Genomic DNA, 17,445 nt, shown 5'->3' on the forward strand with positions numbered 1-17,445 from the left:
TGCCGGGCACCGTGGTGGCGTTGCTGGCGGAAGTCGGCGCCAGACTGGAGAAGGGTGCGCCCATTCTCACGCTGGAAGTGATGAAGATGGAGCAGACGTTGCGCGCGCCGTTCGCGGGCGTGCTGAGTGCGATCAAATGCAAAGTCGGCGATATCGTCGGCGAGGGCGTCGAACTCGCCGTGGTCGAACCGACGGCCGCGTGAGTTTCACATGAGCGATTCCGTCCGCATCGTCGAAGTAGGCCCCCGCGACGGTCTGCAGAACGAGAAGACGCCGGTCGGCGTCGAGCACCGCATCGCCTTCATCGAGGCCCTGATCGGCGCCGGACTGCACACCATCGAGGTCGGCGCCTTCGTGTCGCCGAAGGCAATCCCGCAAATGGTGAACTCCGATGCCGTGCTGCGCGGGGTCGATCATCATCCGGACAGCGAATTCCATGTGCTGGTGCCGAACGAAAAGGGCTATGAGGCCGCGCGCGCGGCCGGCGCCAAAGTGATCGCGGTGTTTGCCTCGGCCTCGGAAGGTTTTTCCCGCGCCAATATCAACTGCACGGTGGCGGAATCGATCGAACGCTTCAGACCGGTGGTGGCGCGGGCCAAGGCCGACGGCATCAGGGTGCGCGGCTATGTCTCCTGCGTACTCGGCTGCCCCTTTGACGGCGAGGTGAAACCGCAAGCGGTGGTCGACGTGGCGCGGACGCTTTCGGAGCTCGGCTGCTACGAGGTCTCGCTGGGCGACACCATCGGCGTCGGCACCCCGCTGAAGGCGAAGCATCTGTTGCGCGCAGTGGCCGGCAGCGTGCCGATGGCTAACCTCGCCATGCATTTCCACGACACCTATGGCCAGGCCCTGGCAAACCTCTATGCCGGGATGGAGGAGGGCTGCCGCGTGATCGATTCCGCGGCGGGCGGTCTCGGCGGCTGCCCCTATGCGCCGGGCGCCACCGGCAACGTCGCCACCGAGGACGTGGTCTACCTGCTGGAAGGCATGGGCATCGCCACCGGCGTCGACATGCCAAAGCTGCTGGCGGCGACCAACGCGATCAGCCGGCTGATTGGCCGGCCGCCGGTCAGCCGCGTGGCGTCGGCGTTGAATGCGAAGGGGCGAATGGCGAGTAGCGAATAGCGAATGGAAGGCTCTCGCCATTCGCTACTCGCCATTCGCCACTTACGCCGGGACGTCGCCCGCAAGTTTCAGCAGGTTGGCTGAGGTCGGCGTCTTGGCGCCGTAGTCTTTCCAGGCGGTATCGCGCGCAATGTCGCGCCACTGGCCCACCGTGGCCGCGTCGAGCGTGCTGACCCTGGCGCCGGCCTTTTGAAAGACCTCGGCAACCCTGATGTCGTCGTCCTGCGCGCCCTTCTTGCCGAAGGCTTCGAGATCGGCGCCCACATTGCGGATAACGTCCTGCTGGTTCTTGGGCAATTTGTCGTAAATCGCCTTCGACATCAGCAATGGCTCCAGCATGAACCAGTAGGATGCGCCGGCGCCCGAGGTCAGGACCTTGGAGACTTGCTCGAGCCGGAACGAAATCAGGCTGGTCGAGGAGGTGATGCCGGCGTCGCAGGCGCCGCTCTGCATCGCCGCATAGAGCTCGTTCGACGGCACCGACAGCACCTCGGCGCCCGCGGTTCGCAGCACCATATCCATCTCGCGCGAACCGCCGCGGACCTTGAGGCCCTTGACGTCCTCCGGCGCCACGACCGGCCTGGTGCGGCTGGCGACGCCGCCGGCCTGCCATATCCAGGTGAGCAGGATGACGCCCTTGTCGGCGAGAAAGTCCGTCAGCAGCTTTCCGACCGGGAGACCCTTCCAGCGCAGGCCCTGATCGTAGGTCGAGACCAGGCCGGGCATCAACCCGATATTGGTCTCCGGCAATTCGCCGCCGGCATAGGGAAGGGGATAGAGGCTGATGTCGAGCGCGCCTTTGCGCAGCGCCGAGAACTGCGCGGTGGTCTTGCTCAGCGTGGAGTTCGGAAAAACCTCCGCGGCGATCTCGCCGCCGCTGCGTTTGGCGACTTCAGCCGCGAACATCCGGCAGAGCCGGTCGCGGAAATCGCCCTTGTCGATGCTGCCGCCGGGAAACTGGTGCGATATTTTCAGGGTGGTCGCAGCCTGCGCCGTTCCTGTCCCGAAACGCAGGATGGCCGGTGCGGCAAGCACCGTGATGAGGGCGTGGCGGCGCGTGAGCATGGAGTTCCCTCAGGCGACTTATTGATGACTGCCGCACCGCATCTTTGCTGACAGCTTCGACCGAAACAAGGTCAGCCAGCGATTTTTCCAGAGCCTGGCGTGCGGCTCGAGGAGTTCGGGCTACGAAAAAATTTTTGGACACCGAGGTAACAAACGCCATCGCGGGTCCGTCCTGAACCATAGCGGCATAAGTCGCTTGCAAGAACGGTTTCAAAGGGAAGACCAGCCAATGATCATCAGCACCCGTATCGCACTCGGAATTTCGGCCGCCGCGCTCACGCTCAGCCTGGCGCTGGCGCCCGCCGCCTTCGCTCAGGACAAGATGGGCAAGGATGACGGCATGAAGAAGGATTCCATGTCCAAGGATGGCATGAAGAAAGACGACGCCATGTCGAAGGACGGCATGAAGAAGGACTCCATGGCCAAGGACGGCATGAAAAAAGACGACGGAATGAAGAAGAACTAGGGGTTGCTTCAGCGCAGGCTCGCCTCTCGCGAGGCGGGCCTGTCATGCATGGGGCGTCAGGGCCTGGACCGGCCCGCGCTATCGCTTCGTTATCGCTTTTTGCCCTTGCCCTTGCGGGCGGCATAGCGCGCGTCGCGCGCGGCCTTGCGCTCGGCTTCGAGCGCGAATTCGGCCGCGGCGGCTGCTTCCTGTTCGCGCACGATCTGGGCGGCGGCTTCCGCGGCGGCCTGCTCCTCGCGTGCCTTCTGCTCGGCCTTGGCGGCTTCGCGCGCCAGCTTGGCCTTGGCCCGCTCGGCGGCTTGCGCCTCGCGCTCGGCCTGCCGTTGCAGGACCGCGGGATCGTTAAGACCCGGCTTGGCCTTAAACTTCTCCAGGATGTTCTTCCTTGCTTCCTGCGCCGCCTTCTGCCGGTCCGCGAAGCTAGGTTCCTTGAATCCACTCATTGAAACGGCCTTGTCGCTTTCGTTTGGGTGATGGGGTGATCGGGTTTGGCGCGAGGACAATGAGCGCCCCCGGCGCGATGGGGAGCGGTTTACAGCCGCCCGGGCCGGGACGCCATCGTTTAATCGGCCAGCCGGCGCAATGTCGCGCGAAAACTGACGCTGCGGCTGCCCACCAGCGAGGTGCCGAAAACCTCGGAACGGTCGTCCCGGAAGGTTCCGGAAAAGCCGGTCGTGACCTCCCGGCCGCCAAAAACCGGCCGCGCGGTGGGATCGCGATAGGGTGTGTGCTGGTTGGTGACCAGATCGCCTTTCCAGCTGCCCTCCCTGAACGTGTAGCTGCCGACCGACCAGAAATAGGGATCGCCGCCGAGGATCTTGCCGTCACGCAGCACGATCACCCCGCTGGCACGTCCTTTGACGCCGTCGCCCATCTGGATGTGCACCGAGTAGAGCCCGTTCCGCATGTTCGGCCATCCCCGGTGCAACTATAGCAGGTTTGGGGCAGCGCCGTTCGCTGTCCCCGCTCAGATCGGCGCCGCGCGACCGGGCAGCATCACCACGCCTCGAAACGAAGCTCGGCAGCGCCCTTGGCGGCGATGCCGCGGACTTCCCAGCTGGCGGAACCGTTCAGCGAACGGCAGTGGATTCGGATCATGGTGCCGCGCTCGTCCTTGCCGGCGTCCTCGACCACGCCGACCACCGGGCAGTTGAGGCCATCCGAGGCGATCTGCCCGGCGAGCTTCTGCTTTTCCTTTTGACTGGGCTGGGTCTTGAGCGGGGCCTGCGCGGCGGCGGCGGCGAGGCCGAACACCAGGACAAGTCCGGCCGCCGATGTCCGTTGAATGCGATGATGGATGGAATTCATGTCTCGACCGTATCAAACCGGAAGCCGGAAATCACCGTCGAAAGCTTTCGTTAATGATTTCCCTTAAAGGGAAATTTGCCTGTCTCGCCCACGATGCGCAACCGCAAAGCATTTTTGCTGATCGCAATTTTCAAAGCCACACGGGAAGGCACCACCATGACGATGTCACGCGTATATGCAGCACTGATCGCTTCGGCCGTTACCGCCATGGCGCTACCGACCGCGGCCTCCGCGCAATGCCACGGCTGCTACATGCCGCCGCCGCCGCCTTGCGTCACCTGCTACCAGCGCCAGGTCGTGCCGCCGCAGTACCGGACCGTCGATGAAACCGTGATGGTCGACCCCGGCCGCGTCATCGCCCATCGCACCCCGGCGCAATACCGCACCGTGATGGTGCCGAAGACCGTGATGGTGGCGCCCGAGGGCGTGCAGTACGAGCGCACCCCGCCGCAATACGCCACCCGCCAGCGCGTCGAAATGGTCGCGCCCGCCCGCGAATACTACGTCGCGACGCCACCGCGCTGCGCCACCTGCGGGTACTGACGTCGCAGGCGAGAAGCGCCCGTAAGGGTTTGAAACAAGCAAAGGCCCCGGAGCGATCCGGGGCCTTTGGTCTTAAGCGGTGAGGTGATCTGATTTCAGGGCTTGCCGGCGCGCCCGGTCTTGCGTGGAGCCGGCGGCTGCGGCACCGCAAAGATCCCGAATTCCTCGGTCAGCACGGTCGCCAGCCACGACTGATATTCGCCGTAGCGGCGGTTATCCCGCGCGATCACGCCAAGCTCCGGCTCTTCGCCCGCGCGCAATTTGCGCAGCACGATGGGGGCGGCGACGGGAATGTAGATCGAGCCCTTGGGATTGCTGAGCGTCGAGATGATGCCGCGCATCATGTCTTCGGTGTCGGGCAGCGACAGCAGAACGGTTCGCACGTTGCCCGCGCTGGAACTCACGAGGTTCATGAACGCGGTGCCGAACGGGATATAGACCGTACCGACCTGCCGGTACTTGCCGTCGAAGCGCGACTTCTCCTCGAACACCAGGCATTTTTGCGCGTCGCTCCACGCGATCGAGATCAGATAGGCATTGAAGTTGGCGGGGTTGGCGAACATCGGTCGGACGCAGAGATAGTCGCCCTGCAGATATTCGACGGCATCGAAGACATATCCGCCGACGGACTTGGCGGCGGTGTCGTCCCTAGCCTTGAATTGCCCCTCGGCCTGCCGTTGAAAACTGGTTTTCAGAATGCCCTCGACCTTGTTCAGGGTGCGCTCGGTGAAGTCACCCTGAAACAGTTTTTCGATCGATGACTTCGACAGATGTTCGCGGATCAGGTCCTTGCGGGCCAGGCCGTTGGCGTCCAGATGGCGCTGAATCGCGCTGGCAATGGCCTTCCGATCCTGCTTGGAGCCGAGCCCCGTCTCCTGCGTCATGCCGTGGCACCCCAAAATTCATCAAAATCTAGCATGAACTTTCACGACTTGCCTATGTCGCCGGCGTCGCGTTCCATTTTTTGCGAATTCGGCTCGCGGCCATCCGAACAATGCGGCGAAGCGACATTCTTGATGGTCGCTGAAATCCGCATGGTTAATTTAGGCTGACGGCGCGGGCAGCGAGGGGCTGTTCGCGAATCGAGAGCAGGGTGTCGGCATGCCGAACAGCGCGGCGAAACACCAAGACGTAACTGGCGATCCCAGCAGGATTCGAACCTGCAACCCACGGAGTAGAAATCCGTTACTCTATCCAGTTGAGCTATGGGACCGTAGCTTCTCGGCGCTTCGGCTTCATAGCACTGCCAATATGAAAAATCCGCTGTCCGGCCAAGCCCTTTTGCGAACCATTTTCAGCTTCCGGACGACCAACCGGAACGGTGGATCGTTGCGTTTGTCCGCCCTTGAGGCATTGCCGGGCCGCAGCCGGCTGCCGGGTGACATCCAGGGGCTCGCTTCGTCATATGCTGCACGCGACTTTTTCGCTACCTGCTTCGGGGGCCACGAGTCCGTCACCTTTTCGCGCACTTCTGATCGAAACGCGGCGTCTGTCCGCGTCCCAGGGAGATCCATCATGATTGGTTTGATTCGCGCCGCAGTCCTTTGCGCAACGCTGGCGCTCGGCCTCGTCACGGCGCAGGCCGCGGACAAGGCCTTCAAGCGCGACGATCTCCAGGATTCGGCGGTCAAGCTGGAGGCCCAGATCAAGAGCGAAGCCGGCGCTGTGGCGAAATCCAGCGCGATGAAAACCGATGCCGACGCCGCCTTCAAGCGCAGCGATTTCCGCACCGGCCTGCAGATCCTGGGGCAGATCGCGGCCACCTCGCCGGAGGACAGCGGCAACTGGCTGCGGCTGGCCCGCGCCATTTTCCAGATCTGGCCCAAAAACTCCAGCGAAGGCACTTTCCTGCTGGAGCGCGCCTCGACCGCGGCCTACATCGCCTACCAGCGCGCCGGCAATGCCGGCGAAGAGGCGGAGGCGCTGGCCGTACTCGGCCGCGCGATGTCCGACCGCAAGCTGTGGCGTCCGGCGCTGGACAGCCTGCGGCTGTCGCTCGACTTGCGCGAGGTCGCCGAGGTGCGCGGCCAATACGAGAAGCTGCGCGACCAGCACGGCTTCCGGCTGCTCGACTACACCGTGGATTCCGATTCGGCGTCGCCGCGCGCCTGTTTTCAGTTCTCCGAGGACCTCGCCAAGCGCGTCGACTTTGCGCCGTTCCTGGCGCTCGCGGGCAGCGACAAGCCAGCGCTGACGTCGGAAGGCAAGCAGCTGTGCGTCGACGGCCTCAAGCACGGCGAGCGTTACAACGTCAATCTGCGCGCCGGGCTGCCGTCCACGGTGAAGGAAACCCTGCCGAAATCGGCCGAATTCAACATCTATGTGCGCGACCGCAAGCCGTTCGTGCGCTTCACCGGGCGCGCTTATGTGCTGCCGCGCACCGGCCAGCGCGGCATCCCACTGGTCAGCGTCAATACCCCGTCGGTGTCGGTCAGCGTGTTCCGGATCGGCGACCGCAACCTGATCAATACGGTGCTCAGCAGCGATTTCCAGCAGGCCCTGAGCAAATACGAGCTGTCCGACCTCGGCGGCGAGCGCGGCGTCAAGGTCTGGTCCGGCGAACTCGCCACCGCGACCACGCTCAATCAGGACGTCACCACGGCATTTCCGGTCGACCAGGCATTGGGCGACCTGCAGCCCGGCGTCTATGTCATGACGGCCGAAGCCAAGGGCCCCGGCAGCGACAACGACAATTCGCTGGCGACGCAGTGGTTCATCGTGTCCGACCTGGGCCTGACGGCCTTCTCGGGCAATGACGGCATCCACGTGTTCGTCAATTCGCTGGCCTCGACCGAAGCGGTCGGTAAGGCCGAAGTGCGGCTGGTGGCGCGCAACAACGAAATCCTGGCGACCCGCAAGACCGACGATTCCGGCCATGTGCTGTTCGAGGCAGGGCTGGCGCGCGGCGAGGGCGGGCTGTCGCCGGCCATGCTGACGGTATCCGGCGAGAAGACGGACTATGCCTTCCTCAGCCTGAAATCCAACGCCTTCGACCTCTCGGATCGCGGCGTGTCCGGCCGGGCCGTCCCGGCAGGCGCCGATGCCTTCGTCTATACCGAGCGCGGGGTCTATCGCTCCAGCGAGACGGTCTATCTCACCGCGCTCCTGCGTGACGGCCAGGGCAATGCCGTGGCGGGCGGGCCGCTGACGCTGGTGATCGAGCGCCCCGACGGAGTCGAATTCCGTCGCGCCGTGCTGCCCGACCAGGGCGCGGGCGGGCGAAGCCTGGCGCTGACCCTCAATTCCGCGGTTCCGACCGGGACATGGCGGGCGCGGGCCTTCACCGATCCCAAGGGCTCGGCGGTCGGCGAAACCACCTTCATGGTCGAGGATTACATCTCCGAGCGGATCGAATTCGACTTAACCGCCAAGGACAAGCAGATCAAAGCCGATGTTCCGGTAGAACTTAAGGTCGATGGCCGTTTCCTCTATGGCGCGCCCGCGTCGGGCCTGCAGCTGGAAGGCGACATGCTGGTGGCGCCGGCCTCGGGACGGCCCGGCTTTGCGGGCTACCAGTTCGGCGTCGCCGATGAGGAAACCGCCAGCAACGAACGGACCCCGTTGGAAAACCTGCCGGAAGCCGACGCCAAGGGCGTCGCGACCTTCCCGATCAGCCTGACCAAACCGCCATCGTCGACCCGGCCGCAGGAAGCCCAGATCTTCGTCCGCATGGCGGAAGCCGGCGGCCGTTCGGTCGAGCGCAAGCTGGTTTTGCCGGTTCAGCCGGCGGCGGCCATGATCGGAGTCAAACCGCTATTCGCCGACAAGAGCGTCGCGGAAGGCGACAAGGCCGGCTTCGACGTCGTGTTCGTAACCCCCGAGGGCAAGCAATTGGCGCGGGACAGCCTGCGCTATGAGCTGTTGAAGATCGAATCCCGCTACCAGTGGTACCGGCAGAACTCGTCCTGGGAATATGAGCCGGTCAAATCGACCAAGCGGGTGGCCGATGGCGATCTCGCTGTTGCCGCCGACAAGCCCTCCCGGATCACGTTGTCGCCGCAGCCCGGCCGCTACCGGCTCGATGTCAAATCGACCGAAGCCGATGGTCCGCTGACCTCGGTGCAGTTCGATGTCGGCTGGTATTCCGAAGGCAGCGCCGATACGCCCGACCTGCTGGAGACCTCGATCGACAAGCCGGAATATCTGGCCGGCGACACCATGGTGGTTTCGGTCAATGCCCGCTCGGCCGGCCGGCTGACCATCAACGTGCTCGGCGACCGGCTGCTGACCACGCAATCCATCAACGTCAAGGAAGGCACCGCGCAGGTCAAAATTCCCGTCGGCAAGGACTGGGGCACCGGCGCCTATGTGGTGGCGACCTTGCGCCGCCCGCTCGATACCGCCGCCTTGCGGATGCCCGGCCGCGCGATCGGCCTGAAATGGTTCGGCATCGACAAGAAGTCCCGCACGCTCACGGTGGAGCTCACGCCGCCGGCTTTGGTGCGCCCCGGAACCCCGCTGAAGATTCCGGTCAAGCTCGGCGGTCTCAGTCCCGGCGAGGACGCCAAGATCGTCGTCGCCGCCGTCGACGTCGGCATTCTCAACCTGACCAATTACAAGCCGCCGGCGCCTGACGACTACTATCTCGGGCAGCGCCGCATGACCTCGGAAATCCGCGACATCTACGGACAGCTGATCGACGGCATGCAGGGCACGCGCGGCCAGATCAGGACCGGTGGCGATTCCGCCGGCGCCGAGCTGCAGGGCAGTCCGCCCACGCAAAAGCCGCTGGCGCTTTATTCCGGGATCGTCACGGTCGCTGCCGACGGCACCGCGTCCATCAATTTCGACATTCCGGAATTCGCCGGCACCGCGCGGGTGATGGCGGTGGCCTGGACTTCCACAAAACTCGGCCGCGCCACGACCGATGTCACGGTCCGCGACCCCGTGGTGCTTACGGCGACATTGCCGCGCTTCCTGCTCAATGGCGACAAGGGCACCATGAGTTTCGATCTCGACAATGTCGAAGGTGCTGCCGGCGACTACACCGTCAGCGTCAAGACCACGGGCCCGGTGAAGGTGACCGGCAATCCGACGACCACGGTCAAACTCGCGGCCAAGCAACGCACCTCGATGTCGCTGGCGCTTGACGCCGGCGGCGCCGGCACCGCGAAGCTCGATGTCGATATCAAGGGGCCGAACGGCCTGACGCTGGCGCGGCATTACGCGCTCGACGTCAAGGCGGCGACGCAGATCCTGGCGCGCCGCTCGATCCGGACCCTGGCAAAGGGCGAGAGCCTGACGCTGACGTCGGACATGTTCTCGGATCTGGTGCAGGGCACCGGCGGCGTCTCGCTGTCGGTCAGCCTGTCCACCGCGCTCGACGCCGCTACCATCCTGAAGGCGCTCGACCGCTATCCGCACGGCTGTTCGGAGCAGATCACCAGCCGCGCCATGCCGCTGCTCTACGTCAACGATCTGGCGGCGGGTGCGCATCTGGCGATGGATACCGCGGTCGATCAGCGCATCAAGGATGCGATCGACCGGCTGCTGGCGCGGCAGGGCTCGAACGGTTCGTTCGGGCTGTGGTCGGCTGGCGGCGACGATTCTTGGCTCGACGCCTACGTCACGGACTTCCTGACCCGCGCCCGCGAAAAGGGATTTGCGGTGCCGGACGTCCTGTTCAAGAGCGCGCTCGACCGTATCCGCAACTCCGTGGTGAACGCCAACGAGCCGGAAAAGGACGGCGGCCGCGATCTGGCCTACGGCCTCTACGTGCTCGCCCGCAACGGCGCGGCACCGATCGGCGACCTGCGTTATCTCGCCGACACCAAGCTCGGCAATCTGGCGACGCCGATCGCCAAGTCGCAGCTGGCGGCGGCGCTGGCGCTGGTCGGCGACAAGGGCAGGGCGGAGCGGGTCTATGCCGCAGCCGCCGAAAGCCTGGCGCCGAAGCCGGTGCTGGAGTTCGGCCGGGTCGACTATGGCAGCGCCTTGCGCGATGCCGCGGCGCTGGTTTCGCTGGCGAGCGAAGGCAATGCGCCGCGGGCGACGCTCACGCAAGCCGTCCAGCGTGTCGAAGCCGCGCGCGGTCTGACGCCCTACACCTCGACTCAGGAAAATGCCTGGCTGGTGCTGGCGGCGCGCGCGCTCGCCAAGGAGACGCTGACGCTCGATGTCAACGGCGCCTCGGTCAAGACCGCCCTTTATCGCAGCTACAAGGCGACGGAGATGGTGGGCCAGCCGATCAAGATCACCAACACCGGCGATGCGCCGGTCCAGGCGGTGGTCTCGGTCTCGGGTTCGCCCGTTACGCCGGAGCCCGCGGCCTCGAACGGTTTCAAGATCGAGCGCAATTACTTCACGCTCGACGGCAAGCCGGCTGATGTGTCCAAGGCGAAGCAGAACGACCGTTTTGCGGTGGTGCTGAAGATCACGGAGGCCAAACCGGAACACGGTCACATCATGGTGTCGGATTATCTTCCGGCCGGCCTCGAGATCGACAATCCGCGTCTGGTTTCGTCCGGTGATACTGGCACTCTGGACTGGATCGAGGACGGCGAGGAGCCTGAGAACACCGAGTTCCGCGATGACCGCTTCACCGCGGCGATCGATCGGGCCAGCGACGACGCGGCGGTGTTCACGGTGGCCTATGTGGTGCGCGCGGTTTCTCCAGGGAAATACGTGCTGCCGCAGGCCTATGTCGAGGACATGTATAATCCTTCGCGCTACGGCCGCACCGGCACCGGCTCGGTGGAGGTGCGTGCGGCGAAATGAGTGCATCCGCCTCACACACTCCATCGTCATGCCCGGGCAAAAGCGCGAAGCGCGTCTTCGCGCAGATGACCCGGGCATCCACGACCTTTGCCGCTTCGGAAAAGGAAGACGTGGATGGCCGGGTCAAGCCCGGCCATGACGGGAGGAGAAAGCGGCGATTACTTCGTATCGCCGCCGTTGCTGCGCTCGGCGCCTTGCTGACGATCGGCGCCTTTGCAGCGTGGGTCATCTCGCTCGGCCCATTGCCTTTCGAACAGGCCCGGCAAATCTCCACCACTATCGTCGACCGCAACGGCAAGCTGTTGCGCGCCTATGCGATGGCTGACGGCCGATGGCGGCTGCCGGTCAATGCGCGGACCGGCGTCGATCCGTCTTATCTAAAACTGCTGCTGGCTTATGAAGACCGACGGTTTTATTCCCACCACGGCGTCGATCCGCAGGCGCTGGGCCGCGCCGCGTGGCAGCTCGTGACCAGCGGGCGCATCGTCTCCGGCGGCTCGACCATCACGATGCAGCTGGCGCGGCTGATGGAGCCGCGGCGCGAGCGATCGCTCTCGGCCAAATTGCGCCAGATGGTCCGCGCGATCCAGATCGAGCGGCAGCTGACAAAAGACCAGATTCTCGATCTCTATCTGGCGCTGGCGCCGTTCGGCGGCAATCTCGAGGGTATTCGCGCCGCGTCGATCGCCTACTTCGGCAAGGAACCGAAACGATTGTCGCTGGCGGAAGCAGCTGTGCTGGTGGCGTTGCCGCAATCGCCGGAAACCCGCCGGCTCGATCGCCATCCCGAGGTGGCGCGCATCGCGCGCGACCGCGTGCTCGATCGCATGGTCGAGGACGGCCTCGTACCGACCGAGGACGCAGTTCAGGCCAAGGCTGTTTCCGTGCCGCGGCTGCGCAAGCCGATGCCCATTCTGGCGCCGCATTCCGCCGATCAGGCGCTGTCTACCGTGAAGGATTCGCCAGTCATCAAGCTGACGCTGGAGTCCGGGCTGCAGAAGGTGCTGGAAGCGCTGGCGCGCGACCGGGCCATCGCGCTGGGCTCGAATATTTCCGTCGCGATCGTCGCGGTCGACAATGAGAGCGGCGACGTGCTGGCGCATGTTGGCTCGCCCGACTATTTCGACGACCGGCGCGCCGGCCAGGTCGATATGACCCGCGCCGTGCGCTCGCCGGGCTCGACCCTGAAACCGTTCATCTATGGGCTCGCGTTCGAAGATGGTTTCGTGCATCCGGAAAGCCTGATCGACGACCGGCCGATCCGCTTTGGCTCTTACGCGCCGGAAAATTTCGACATGACGTTTCAGGGCACGGTGCCGGTGCGCAAGGCGCTGCAATTGTCGCTCAACGTGCCGGCGATCGCGCTGCTCGACCGCGTCGGCTCCAGCCGCCTGTCGTCGCGGCTGAAGCAGGCCGGCGCCAATCTGGTGCTGCCGAAGGACGAGGCGCCGGGCCTCGCGATGGGTCTCGGCGGCGTCGGCGTCACGCTGCAGGATCTGGTGCAGCTCTATTCCGGGCTGGCGCGGCTCGGCAATACCAGGCCGCTGCGCGAGATCGTCAGGGCAACCGATGATGCCCGCGATAATCTGCGGCTGATGGATCCCGTCGCCGCCTGGCAGGTCGGCAATGTGCTGATCGGCACGCCGCCGCCAGAGAATGCCGCGCACAACCGGATCGCGTTCAAGACCGGCACCAGCTACGGCTACCGCGATGCCTGGTCGGTCGGCTTCGACGGCAGGCTCACCATCGGGGTCTGGGTCGGACGGCCCGATGGCGCGCCGGTGCCGGGGCTGGTCGGGCGCACCGCCGCGGCCCCGATCCTGTTCGATGCCTTCGCCCGCACCGGAAAGCTGCCCGCGGCGCTGGCTAAGCCGCCCAAGGGCACGCTCGTGGCCAGCAATGCCAAACTGCCGCTGCCGCTGCGCCGGTTCCGGCCGGTGGGGGAACTGGTCCGCACCGGAACGGAGCAGGCGCCGCGCATCCAGTTTCCGCTCAATGGCTCGCGGATCGACGTCGATCGCGGTAATGGCGGGCAGTTCTCGGCGATGCCGGTCAAGATCGCCGGCGGCGTGCTGCCGCTCACCATGCTGGTGAATGGCGTGTCGGTGGGCGAAATCGACAGCCGGCGCCAGCGGCTGGTCGAGCCGCCCGGTCCGGGCTTTGCCAGGTTGACCGTGATCGATGCGGTGGGCGCCGCGGACACAGTTGTCATCCGAATTCAATAAAGGGTGCCTAACCGGTTGTGGGAATAGCGGTTTCGGCGTAATCGGAACCAATGGTCGAGACCTATGCCCGTCCCCGATTTGGAGAGCCGCGCGAGCCGAAGAACCGGGTCAATCCGGGCAGCCGGCTTGCCGGCCTGCTTGACCTCGTGGCGGCCAGCCACCTCAGGGCGGCGCTGTTCCTGCTGGCCTGCGGCCTCGTGCTGTTTCTGCCGGGCTTTTTCAATATCCCGCCGATCGATCGCGACGAGGCGCGGTTCGCGCAGGCGACCAAGCAGATGGTCGAGAGCGGCGATTTCATCGACATCCGCTTCCAGGAAGATGTCCGCTACAAGAAGCCGGTCGGCATCTACTGGATGCAGTCGGCCGTGGTCGAGACCGCCTCGGCGCTGGGCCTGCCACGGGCGGAGGTTCGGATCTGGCTGTACCGCATTCCCTCGCTGATCGGCGCGATCGGGGCGGTGCTGCTGACGTACTGGACGGCGCTGGCGTTCGTGACCCGGCGCGGCGCCATCCTGGCCGGGCTGATCATGGCCAGTTCGGTGCTGCTCGGCGTCGAAGCGCGGCTGGCGAAAACCGATGCCATGCTGCTGCTGACGGTGGTCGCGGCGATGGGCGCGATGGCGCGGGTCTATCTGTCGTGGCAGCGCGGCGAGGATCCCGTGCGGCCGCCATGGTCCTGGCCCGTGATCTTCTGGACGGCGCTGGCCGGCGGCATCCTGCTCAAGGGGCCGCTAATCCTGTTGTTCGTCCTGCTCACGATCGCCACGCTGGCGATCCTCGACCGCTCGGCGACGTGGCTGTGGCGGCTGCGCCCGGTCTGGGGCCTGATGTGGATGCTGGTGCTGGTGCTGCCGTGGTTCGTCGCGATCTACTGGCGCGCCGGCGAAACGTTTTTCACCGATTCAGTCGGCCGCGACATGCTGGCGAAATTCGCCGCGCAGGAATCCCACGGCGCGCCGCCCGGATTCTATCTGGCGCTGTTCTGGATCACGTTCTGGCCGGGCGCGGCACTGGCGGGAATGGCGGCGCCGGCGGTGTGGCGGGCGCGGCGAGAGCCCGGCGCGCAGTATCTGCTGGCGTGGCTGATGCCATCCTGGATCGTGTTCGAACTGGTGATGACAAAACTGCCGCATTACGTGCTGCCGCTCTATCCGGCGATTGCGATCCTCACGGTCGGCGCGCTGGAACGCCGCATCCTGTCGCGCTCGTGGCTGATGCGGGGCGCGGCCTGGTGGTTCGTGATTCCGGCCGGAGCCTCGGTACTGGTCGTGGTCGGCGCGATCGCATTGACGCGCCAGCCGGTGTTTCTGGCCTGGCCGTTCATCGCGGCGGCGTTGATCTTCGGGCTGTTTGCGTGGTGGCTCTACGAGGACAGCCGCGCCGAACGTTCGCTGCTGAACGCCGTGGTCTCGGCGATGTTTCTGGCGATCGCGGTCTATGGCATCGTGTTGCCGTCGCTAACGCCGCTGTTCCCGAGTCCCGAAATCGCCCGTGCCTTGCGTAACGTCGTCTGCGTCGGACCTAAAGCCGCAGCCGCGGGCTTTCACGAGCCGAGCCTGGTCTTCATGACGGGAACTTCGACGCTGCTGACGGACGGATCGGGGGCTGCGGATTTCCTGGGGCAGGGCAGTTGCCGATTTGCGCTGGTGGAATCGCGCTCGGAACGCAGCTTCGCCGCGCGCGCCGAAGCCATCGGGTTGCGCTACAACGTGGCCAGCCGCATCGACGGCTATAACTTCTCGCAGGGCAAGGCGATTTCGATCGCGATCTTCCGCTCCGAAGGCACCGAGTAAATGTCTCCCCGGGCCGGCGCCTCATCGAACTATTTCTCGGGCCTTGTGGCCGTCATGCGCCAATCGGCGGTGCAACTGGTGCGCTCGCCGTCGCATTCGCGCCGTGCCGAGGCGGCGCGGCGATCGGCGCGCCATGTCGTGCAGCTCACCGCCATTCTCGGCGCCGCGATCATCGCGCTGATGTACTTGCTGGACGCGACGGAGATCGGCTGGATGCCGAAGCGCGGCACGCCGAGCCTTTGGCCGATCCGCATCCTGACCGACTTCGGCAAATCCGCCTATGTGCTCTGGTTCCTGGCCGGGCTGTTGTTCATGGTCGCATTTATCTCCCCGGCGTTGCGCGGGCAGGCGCGATCCCTGCTGCTGGGTTTGGGGACGCGTCTGCAATTTGTGTTTTTCGCCGTGCTGGTGCCGGCCCTCGTCGGCGACGTTCTCAAATGGATCGTCGGGCGCGGCCGGCCGTTCGTCGGCGACAATGTTTTCAACTTCAGGCATTTCGGCGGCACGGAGGCCTTTGCGAGCTTCCCGTCCGGCCATGCCAATACCGCCTTTGCGCTGGCGTTCGCGGTTTCCGCGCTGTGGCCGCAGGCTCGCCCCGTGATGCTGGCATATGCCATCACGATCGCGCTCAGCCGCCTGGTGTTGCTGGCGCATCATCCGAGCGACGTGGTGGCGGGCGCGCTGATCGGCGTGATCGGCGCGATGGCGGTGCGCTACTGGTTTGCCGCGCGTCGCCTCGGCTTCGCGATCCGCGGCGACGGCGCCATCGTGCCGCTTCCGGGCCCCTCGCTGGGGCACCTCAAAAGGGTTGCCGGAGGGGCGTCAGCCCCATAAGAAGCGGACGCCGCGAGGCAGCGGCGCAGCGGGTTCCGGCTGCAGGCCGACTCAAACGACGAGCATCGATTTGCCTTCATCCGACGCGACAGAAGTGGTCGTTTCCATCGTGGTTCCCGTGCGCAACGAGGCCGGCAATGTGGCCCCGCTGATCACGGAAATCGCCGCCGCGCTCGACGGCCGATGGCCGTACGAGATCATCTATGTCAATGACGGCTCCACCGATGCGACCGGCGAGCGGCTTGCGGAATTGATGAAAGCGCGTGCCAACCTGCGGCAGATCCGGCATGCGACGTCATCGGGGCAATCGGCCGCGGTGCGCAGCGGGGTCCGTGCCGCGCGCGGCGCCATCGTGGCGACGCTCGATGGCGACGGGCAGAACAATCCGGCCTTCCTGCCGGATTTGATCACGGCGATCGAGAACGGCGGCGACCGCGTCGGCCTTGCCGCCGGCCAGCGCGTCGGACGCAAGGACACCGGTTTCAAGAAGTGGCAGTCGCGCACCGCCAATGGCGTGCGCAACGCCATCCTGCACGACGGCACCCGCGATACCGGCTGCGGCCTGAAGGCGTTCCGGCGCGAGGTGTTCCTGATGATGCCCTATTTTGACGGGCTGCATCGCTTTCTGCCGGCGCTGGTGCGCCGCGAGGGTTTTGACATCGTCTATGTCGACGTCATCGACCGTCCCAGACATTCCGGCGTGTCAAATTACGGCTTTTTCGATCGGCTATGGATCGGGATCATGGATCTCGTCGGGGTGTGGTGGCTGATCCGCCGCAAGAAGCCGACGCCCGTTGTGACCGAGGTGACACGTCATGACTGACCTGTTCAACATGCTCACGACCTATCTGCATGACGTCTTCGTCATCAAGTTCGATGGCTGGGTGATCCTGGGCTTCGTGGCGCAGGGATTCTTCACCATGCGCTTCGTGGTGCAGTGGATCGCGTCGGAACGGGCGCGCAAGAGCGTCATCCCGGTGGCGTTCTGGTTCTTCTCGATCGGCGGCGGCATGCTGCTGCTGATCTACGCGCTGTATCGCCGCGATCCGGTGTTCATCGCCGGCCAGGCGCTCGGCCTCGTGGTCTATTTCCGCAATCTGTATTTCATCATTGTCAACGGACGGCAGTCGTCCGCCCAGGACTGAGCGTTGCCGGAGCGTTGCGTGCAGCGCCGGACCGCGTGCCAAAAATGAACTCGCGACCGGCAGCCGGGTGCTCTAAAAGCGTCTCGATGCCGCGAAAGGCGCGCGTCGGAATCCGGGTCGTTGATTGAATGCCGCATAATTCCAGCCTGGAAGTCACGAGCCGCATCGATGGCTGGTGGGCAAGTGCAAAGCCCGACATCCTAACCGACCCGTTCGGGCCGATG

At 65.2% G+C, this 17,445-nt stretch carries 15 protein-coding genes and 1 tRNA gene; 10 read left to right on the top strand and 6 right to left on the bottom strand.

What is annotated here, in order from left to right; genetic code table 11:
• A partial coding sequence (locus Q7T45_RS12705; RefSeq protein ID WP_304871235.1) for an acetyl-CoA carboxylase biotin carboxyl carrier protein subunit occupies positions 1-203 on the top strand: 203 nt, incomplete at its 5' end.
• A 7-nt stretch (positions 204-210) separates the two neighbouring features.
• Entirely contained in the window at positions 211-1,125 is a 915-nt protein-coding gene (locus Q7T45_RS12710; RefSeq protein WP_304871237.1) for a hydroxymethylglutaryl-CoA lyase, read from the top strand.
• Between the two features lie 42 nt (positions 1,126-1,167).
• Here the strand turns inward: Q7T45_RS12710 and dctP are convergent, their stop codons facing one another.
• The gene (gene dctP, locus Q7T45_RS12715; protein WP_304871239.1) at positions 1,168-2,190 is read right to left on the bottom strand and encodes a TRAP transporter substrate-binding protein DctP; all 1,023 of its coding nucleotides are present in this window, start codon (positions 2,188-2,190) and stop codon (positions 1,168-1,170) included.
• 229 nt (positions 2,191-2,419) lie between these two features.
• On the opposite strand from dctP, the gene Q7T45_RS12720 reads away from it, so the two are divergent.
• The gene (locus tag Q7T45_RS12720; protein WP_304871241.1) at positions 2,420-2,656 is read left to right on the top strand and encodes a pentapeptide MXKDX repeat protein; all 237 of its coding nucleotides are present in this window, start codon (positions 2,420-2,422) and stop codon (positions 2,654-2,656) included.
• Between the two features lie 89 nt (positions 2,657-2,745).
• Here the strand turns inward: Q7T45_RS12720 and Q7T45_RS12725 are convergent, their stop codons facing one another.
• From Q7T45_RS12725 to Q7T45_RS12735, 3 genes are all read right to left on the bottom strand, one after another.
• Positions 2,746-3,099, bottom strand: coding sequence for a DUF6481 family protein (locus Q7T45_RS12725; RefSeq protein ID WP_304871242.1), 354 nt, complete (start codon positions 3,097-3,099; stop codon positions 2,746-2,748).
• Positions 3,100-3,218: 119 nt separating this feature from the next.
• Positions 3,219-3,563: a GrlR family regulatory protein gene (locus tag Q7T45_RS12730; protein WP_304871244.1), complete on the bottom strand. Its 345-nt coding sequence runs from the start codon at positions 3,561-3,563 to the stop codon at positions 3,219-3,221.
• Between the two features lie 89 nt (positions 3,564-3,652).
• Complete coding sequence (locus tag Q7T45_RS12735) at positions 3,653-3,964, bottom strand: hypothetical protein (RefSeq protein WP_304871246.1); 312 nt, start codon at positions 3,962-3,964, stop codon at positions 3,653-3,655.
• Between the two features lie 162 nt (positions 3,965-4,126).
• Between Q7T45_RS12735 and Q7T45_RS12740 the strand changes: the two genes are divergently transcribed.
• The gene (locus Q7T45_RS12740; RefSeq protein ID WP_304871262.1) at positions 4,127-4,507 is read left to right on the top strand and encodes a hypothetical protein; all 381 of its coding nucleotides are present in this window, start codon (positions 4,127-4,129) and stop codon (positions 4,505-4,507) included.
• Between the two features lie 95 nt (positions 4,508-4,602).
• Here Q7T45_RS12740 and Q7T45_RS12745 read toward each other — a convergent pair whose 3' ends face one another.
• Together Q7T45_RS12745 and Q7T45_RS12750 are read right to left on the bottom strand one after the other, a co-directional pair.
• Positions 4,603-5,391 (bottom strand): hypothetical protein, encoded by a 789-nt coding sequence (locus tag Q7T45_RS12745; protein WP_304871248.1) that lies wholly within the window; start codon positions 5,389-5,391, stop codon positions 4,603-4,605.
• A gap of 252 nt (positions 5,392-5,643) precedes the next feature.
• Positions 5,644-5,720, bottom strand: a tRNA-Arg gene (locus Q7T45_RS12750).
• 302 nt (positions 5,721-6,022) lie between these two features.
• On the opposite strand from Q7T45_RS12750, the gene Q7T45_RS12755 reads away from it, so the two are divergent.
• The 6 genes from Q7T45_RS12755 to Q7T45_RS12780 all read left to right on the top strand — a co-directional run bounded on the left by Q7T45_RS12755 (position 6,023) and on the right by Q7T45_RS12780 (position 17,221).
• Positions 6,023-11,224 (top strand): alpha-2-macroglobulin, encoded by a 5,202-nt coding sequence (locus Q7T45_RS12755; RefSeq protein ID WP_304871250.1) that lies wholly within the window; start codon positions 6,023-6,025, stop codon positions 11,222-11,224.
• 65 nt (positions 11,225-11,289) lie between these two features.
• Positions 11,290-13,449 (top strand): penicillin-binding protein 1C, encoded by a 2,160-nt coding sequence (gene pbpC, locus Q7T45_RS12760; protein WP_304871252.1) that lies wholly within the window; start codon positions 11,290-11,292, stop codon positions 13,447-13,449.
• 50 nt (positions 13,450-13,499) lie between these two features.
• A complete protein-coding gene (locus Q7T45_RS12765; RefSeq protein ID WP_304871254.1) occupies positions 13,500-15,242 on the top strand; it encodes a glycosyltransferase family 39 protein in 1,743 nt (580 codons plus the stop codon).
• Entirely contained in the window at positions 15,243-16,076 is an 834-nt protein-coding gene (locus tag Q7T45_RS12770) for a phosphatase PAP2 family protein (RefSeq protein WP_304871256.1), read from the top strand. It abuts the gene before it with no gap.
• A 70-nt stretch (positions 16,077-16,146) separates the two neighbouring features.
• Positions 16,147-16,899, top strand: coding sequence for a glycosyltransferase family 2 protein (locus tag Q7T45_RS12775; protein ID WP_304871258.1), 753 nt, complete (start codon positions 16,147-16,149; stop codon positions 16,897-16,899).
• Positions 16,892-17,221, top strand: a complete 330-nt coding sequence (locus Q7T45_RS12780) for a lipid-A-disaccharide synthase N-terminal domain-containing protein (RefSeq protein ID WP_304871260.1) — start codon at positions 16,892-16,894, stop codon at positions 17,219-17,221. Before Q7T45_RS12775 ends, Q7T45_RS12780 begins: the two co-directional genes overlap by 8 nt.
• The last annotated feature ends 224 nt before the right edge of the window (positions 17,222-17,445 follow it).

Source organism: Bradyrhizobium sp. (assembly GCF_030646015.1).
Taxonomy (GTDB): Bacteria; Pseudomonadota; Alphaproteobacteria; order Rhizobiales; family Xanthobacteraceae; genus Bradyrhizobium.

Bases quoted from the DNA above. Each gene is read 5' to 3' on its own strand.
- Q7T45_RS12745 (WP_304871248.1), bottom strand. From the start codon at position 5,391: ATGACGCAGGAGACGGGGCTCGGCTCCAAGCAGGATCGGAAGGCCATT.
- Q7T45_RS12780 (WP_304871260.1), top strand. From the start codon at position 16,892: ATGACTGACCTGTTCAACATGCTCACGACCTATCTGCATGACGTCTTC.
- pbpC (WP_304871252.1), top strand. From the start codon at position 11,290: ATGACCCGGGCATCCACGACCTTTGCCGCTTCGGAAAAGGAAGACGTG.
- dctP (WP_304871239.1), bottom strand. From the start codon at position 2,190: ATGCTCACGCGCCGCCACGCCCTCATCACGGTGCTTGCCGCACCGGCC.
- Q7T45_RS12740 (WP_304871262.1), top strand. From the start codon at position 4,127: ATGTCACGCGTATATGCAGCACTGATCGCTTCGGCCGTTACCGCCATG.
- Q7T45_RS12710 (WP_304871237.1), top strand. From the start codon at position 211: ATGAGCGATTCCGTCCGCATCGTCGAAGTAGGCCCCCGCGACGGTCTG.
- Q7T45_RS12725 (WP_304871242.1), bottom strand. From the start codon at position 3,099: ATGAGTGGATTCAAGGAACCTAGCTTCGCGGACCGGCAGAAGGCGGCG.
- Q7T45_RS12765 (WP_304871254.1), top strand. From the start codon at position 13,500: ATGGTCGAGACCTATGCCCGTCCCCGATTTGGAGAGCCGCGCGAGCCG.
- Q7T45_RS12720 (WP_304871241.1), top strand. From the start codon at position 2,420: ATGATCATCAGCACCCGTATCGCACTCGGAATTTCGGCCGCCGCGCTC.
- Q7T45_RS12770 (WP_304871256.1), top strand. From the start codon at position 15,243: ATGTCTCCCCGGGCCGGCGCCTCATCGAACTATTTCTCGGGCCTTGTG.
- Q7T45_RS12755 (WP_304871250.1), top strand. From the start codon at position 6,023: ATGATTGGTTTGATTCGCGCCGCAGTCCTTTGCGCAACGCTGGCGCTC.
- Q7T45_RS12730 (WP_304871244.1), bottom strand. From the start codon at position 3,563: ATGCGGAACGGGCTCTACTCGGTGCACATCCAGATGGGCGACGGCGTC.
- Q7T45_RS12735 (WP_304871246.1), bottom strand. From the start codon at position 3,964: ATGAATTCCATCCATCATCGCATTCAACGGACATCGGCGGCCGGACTT.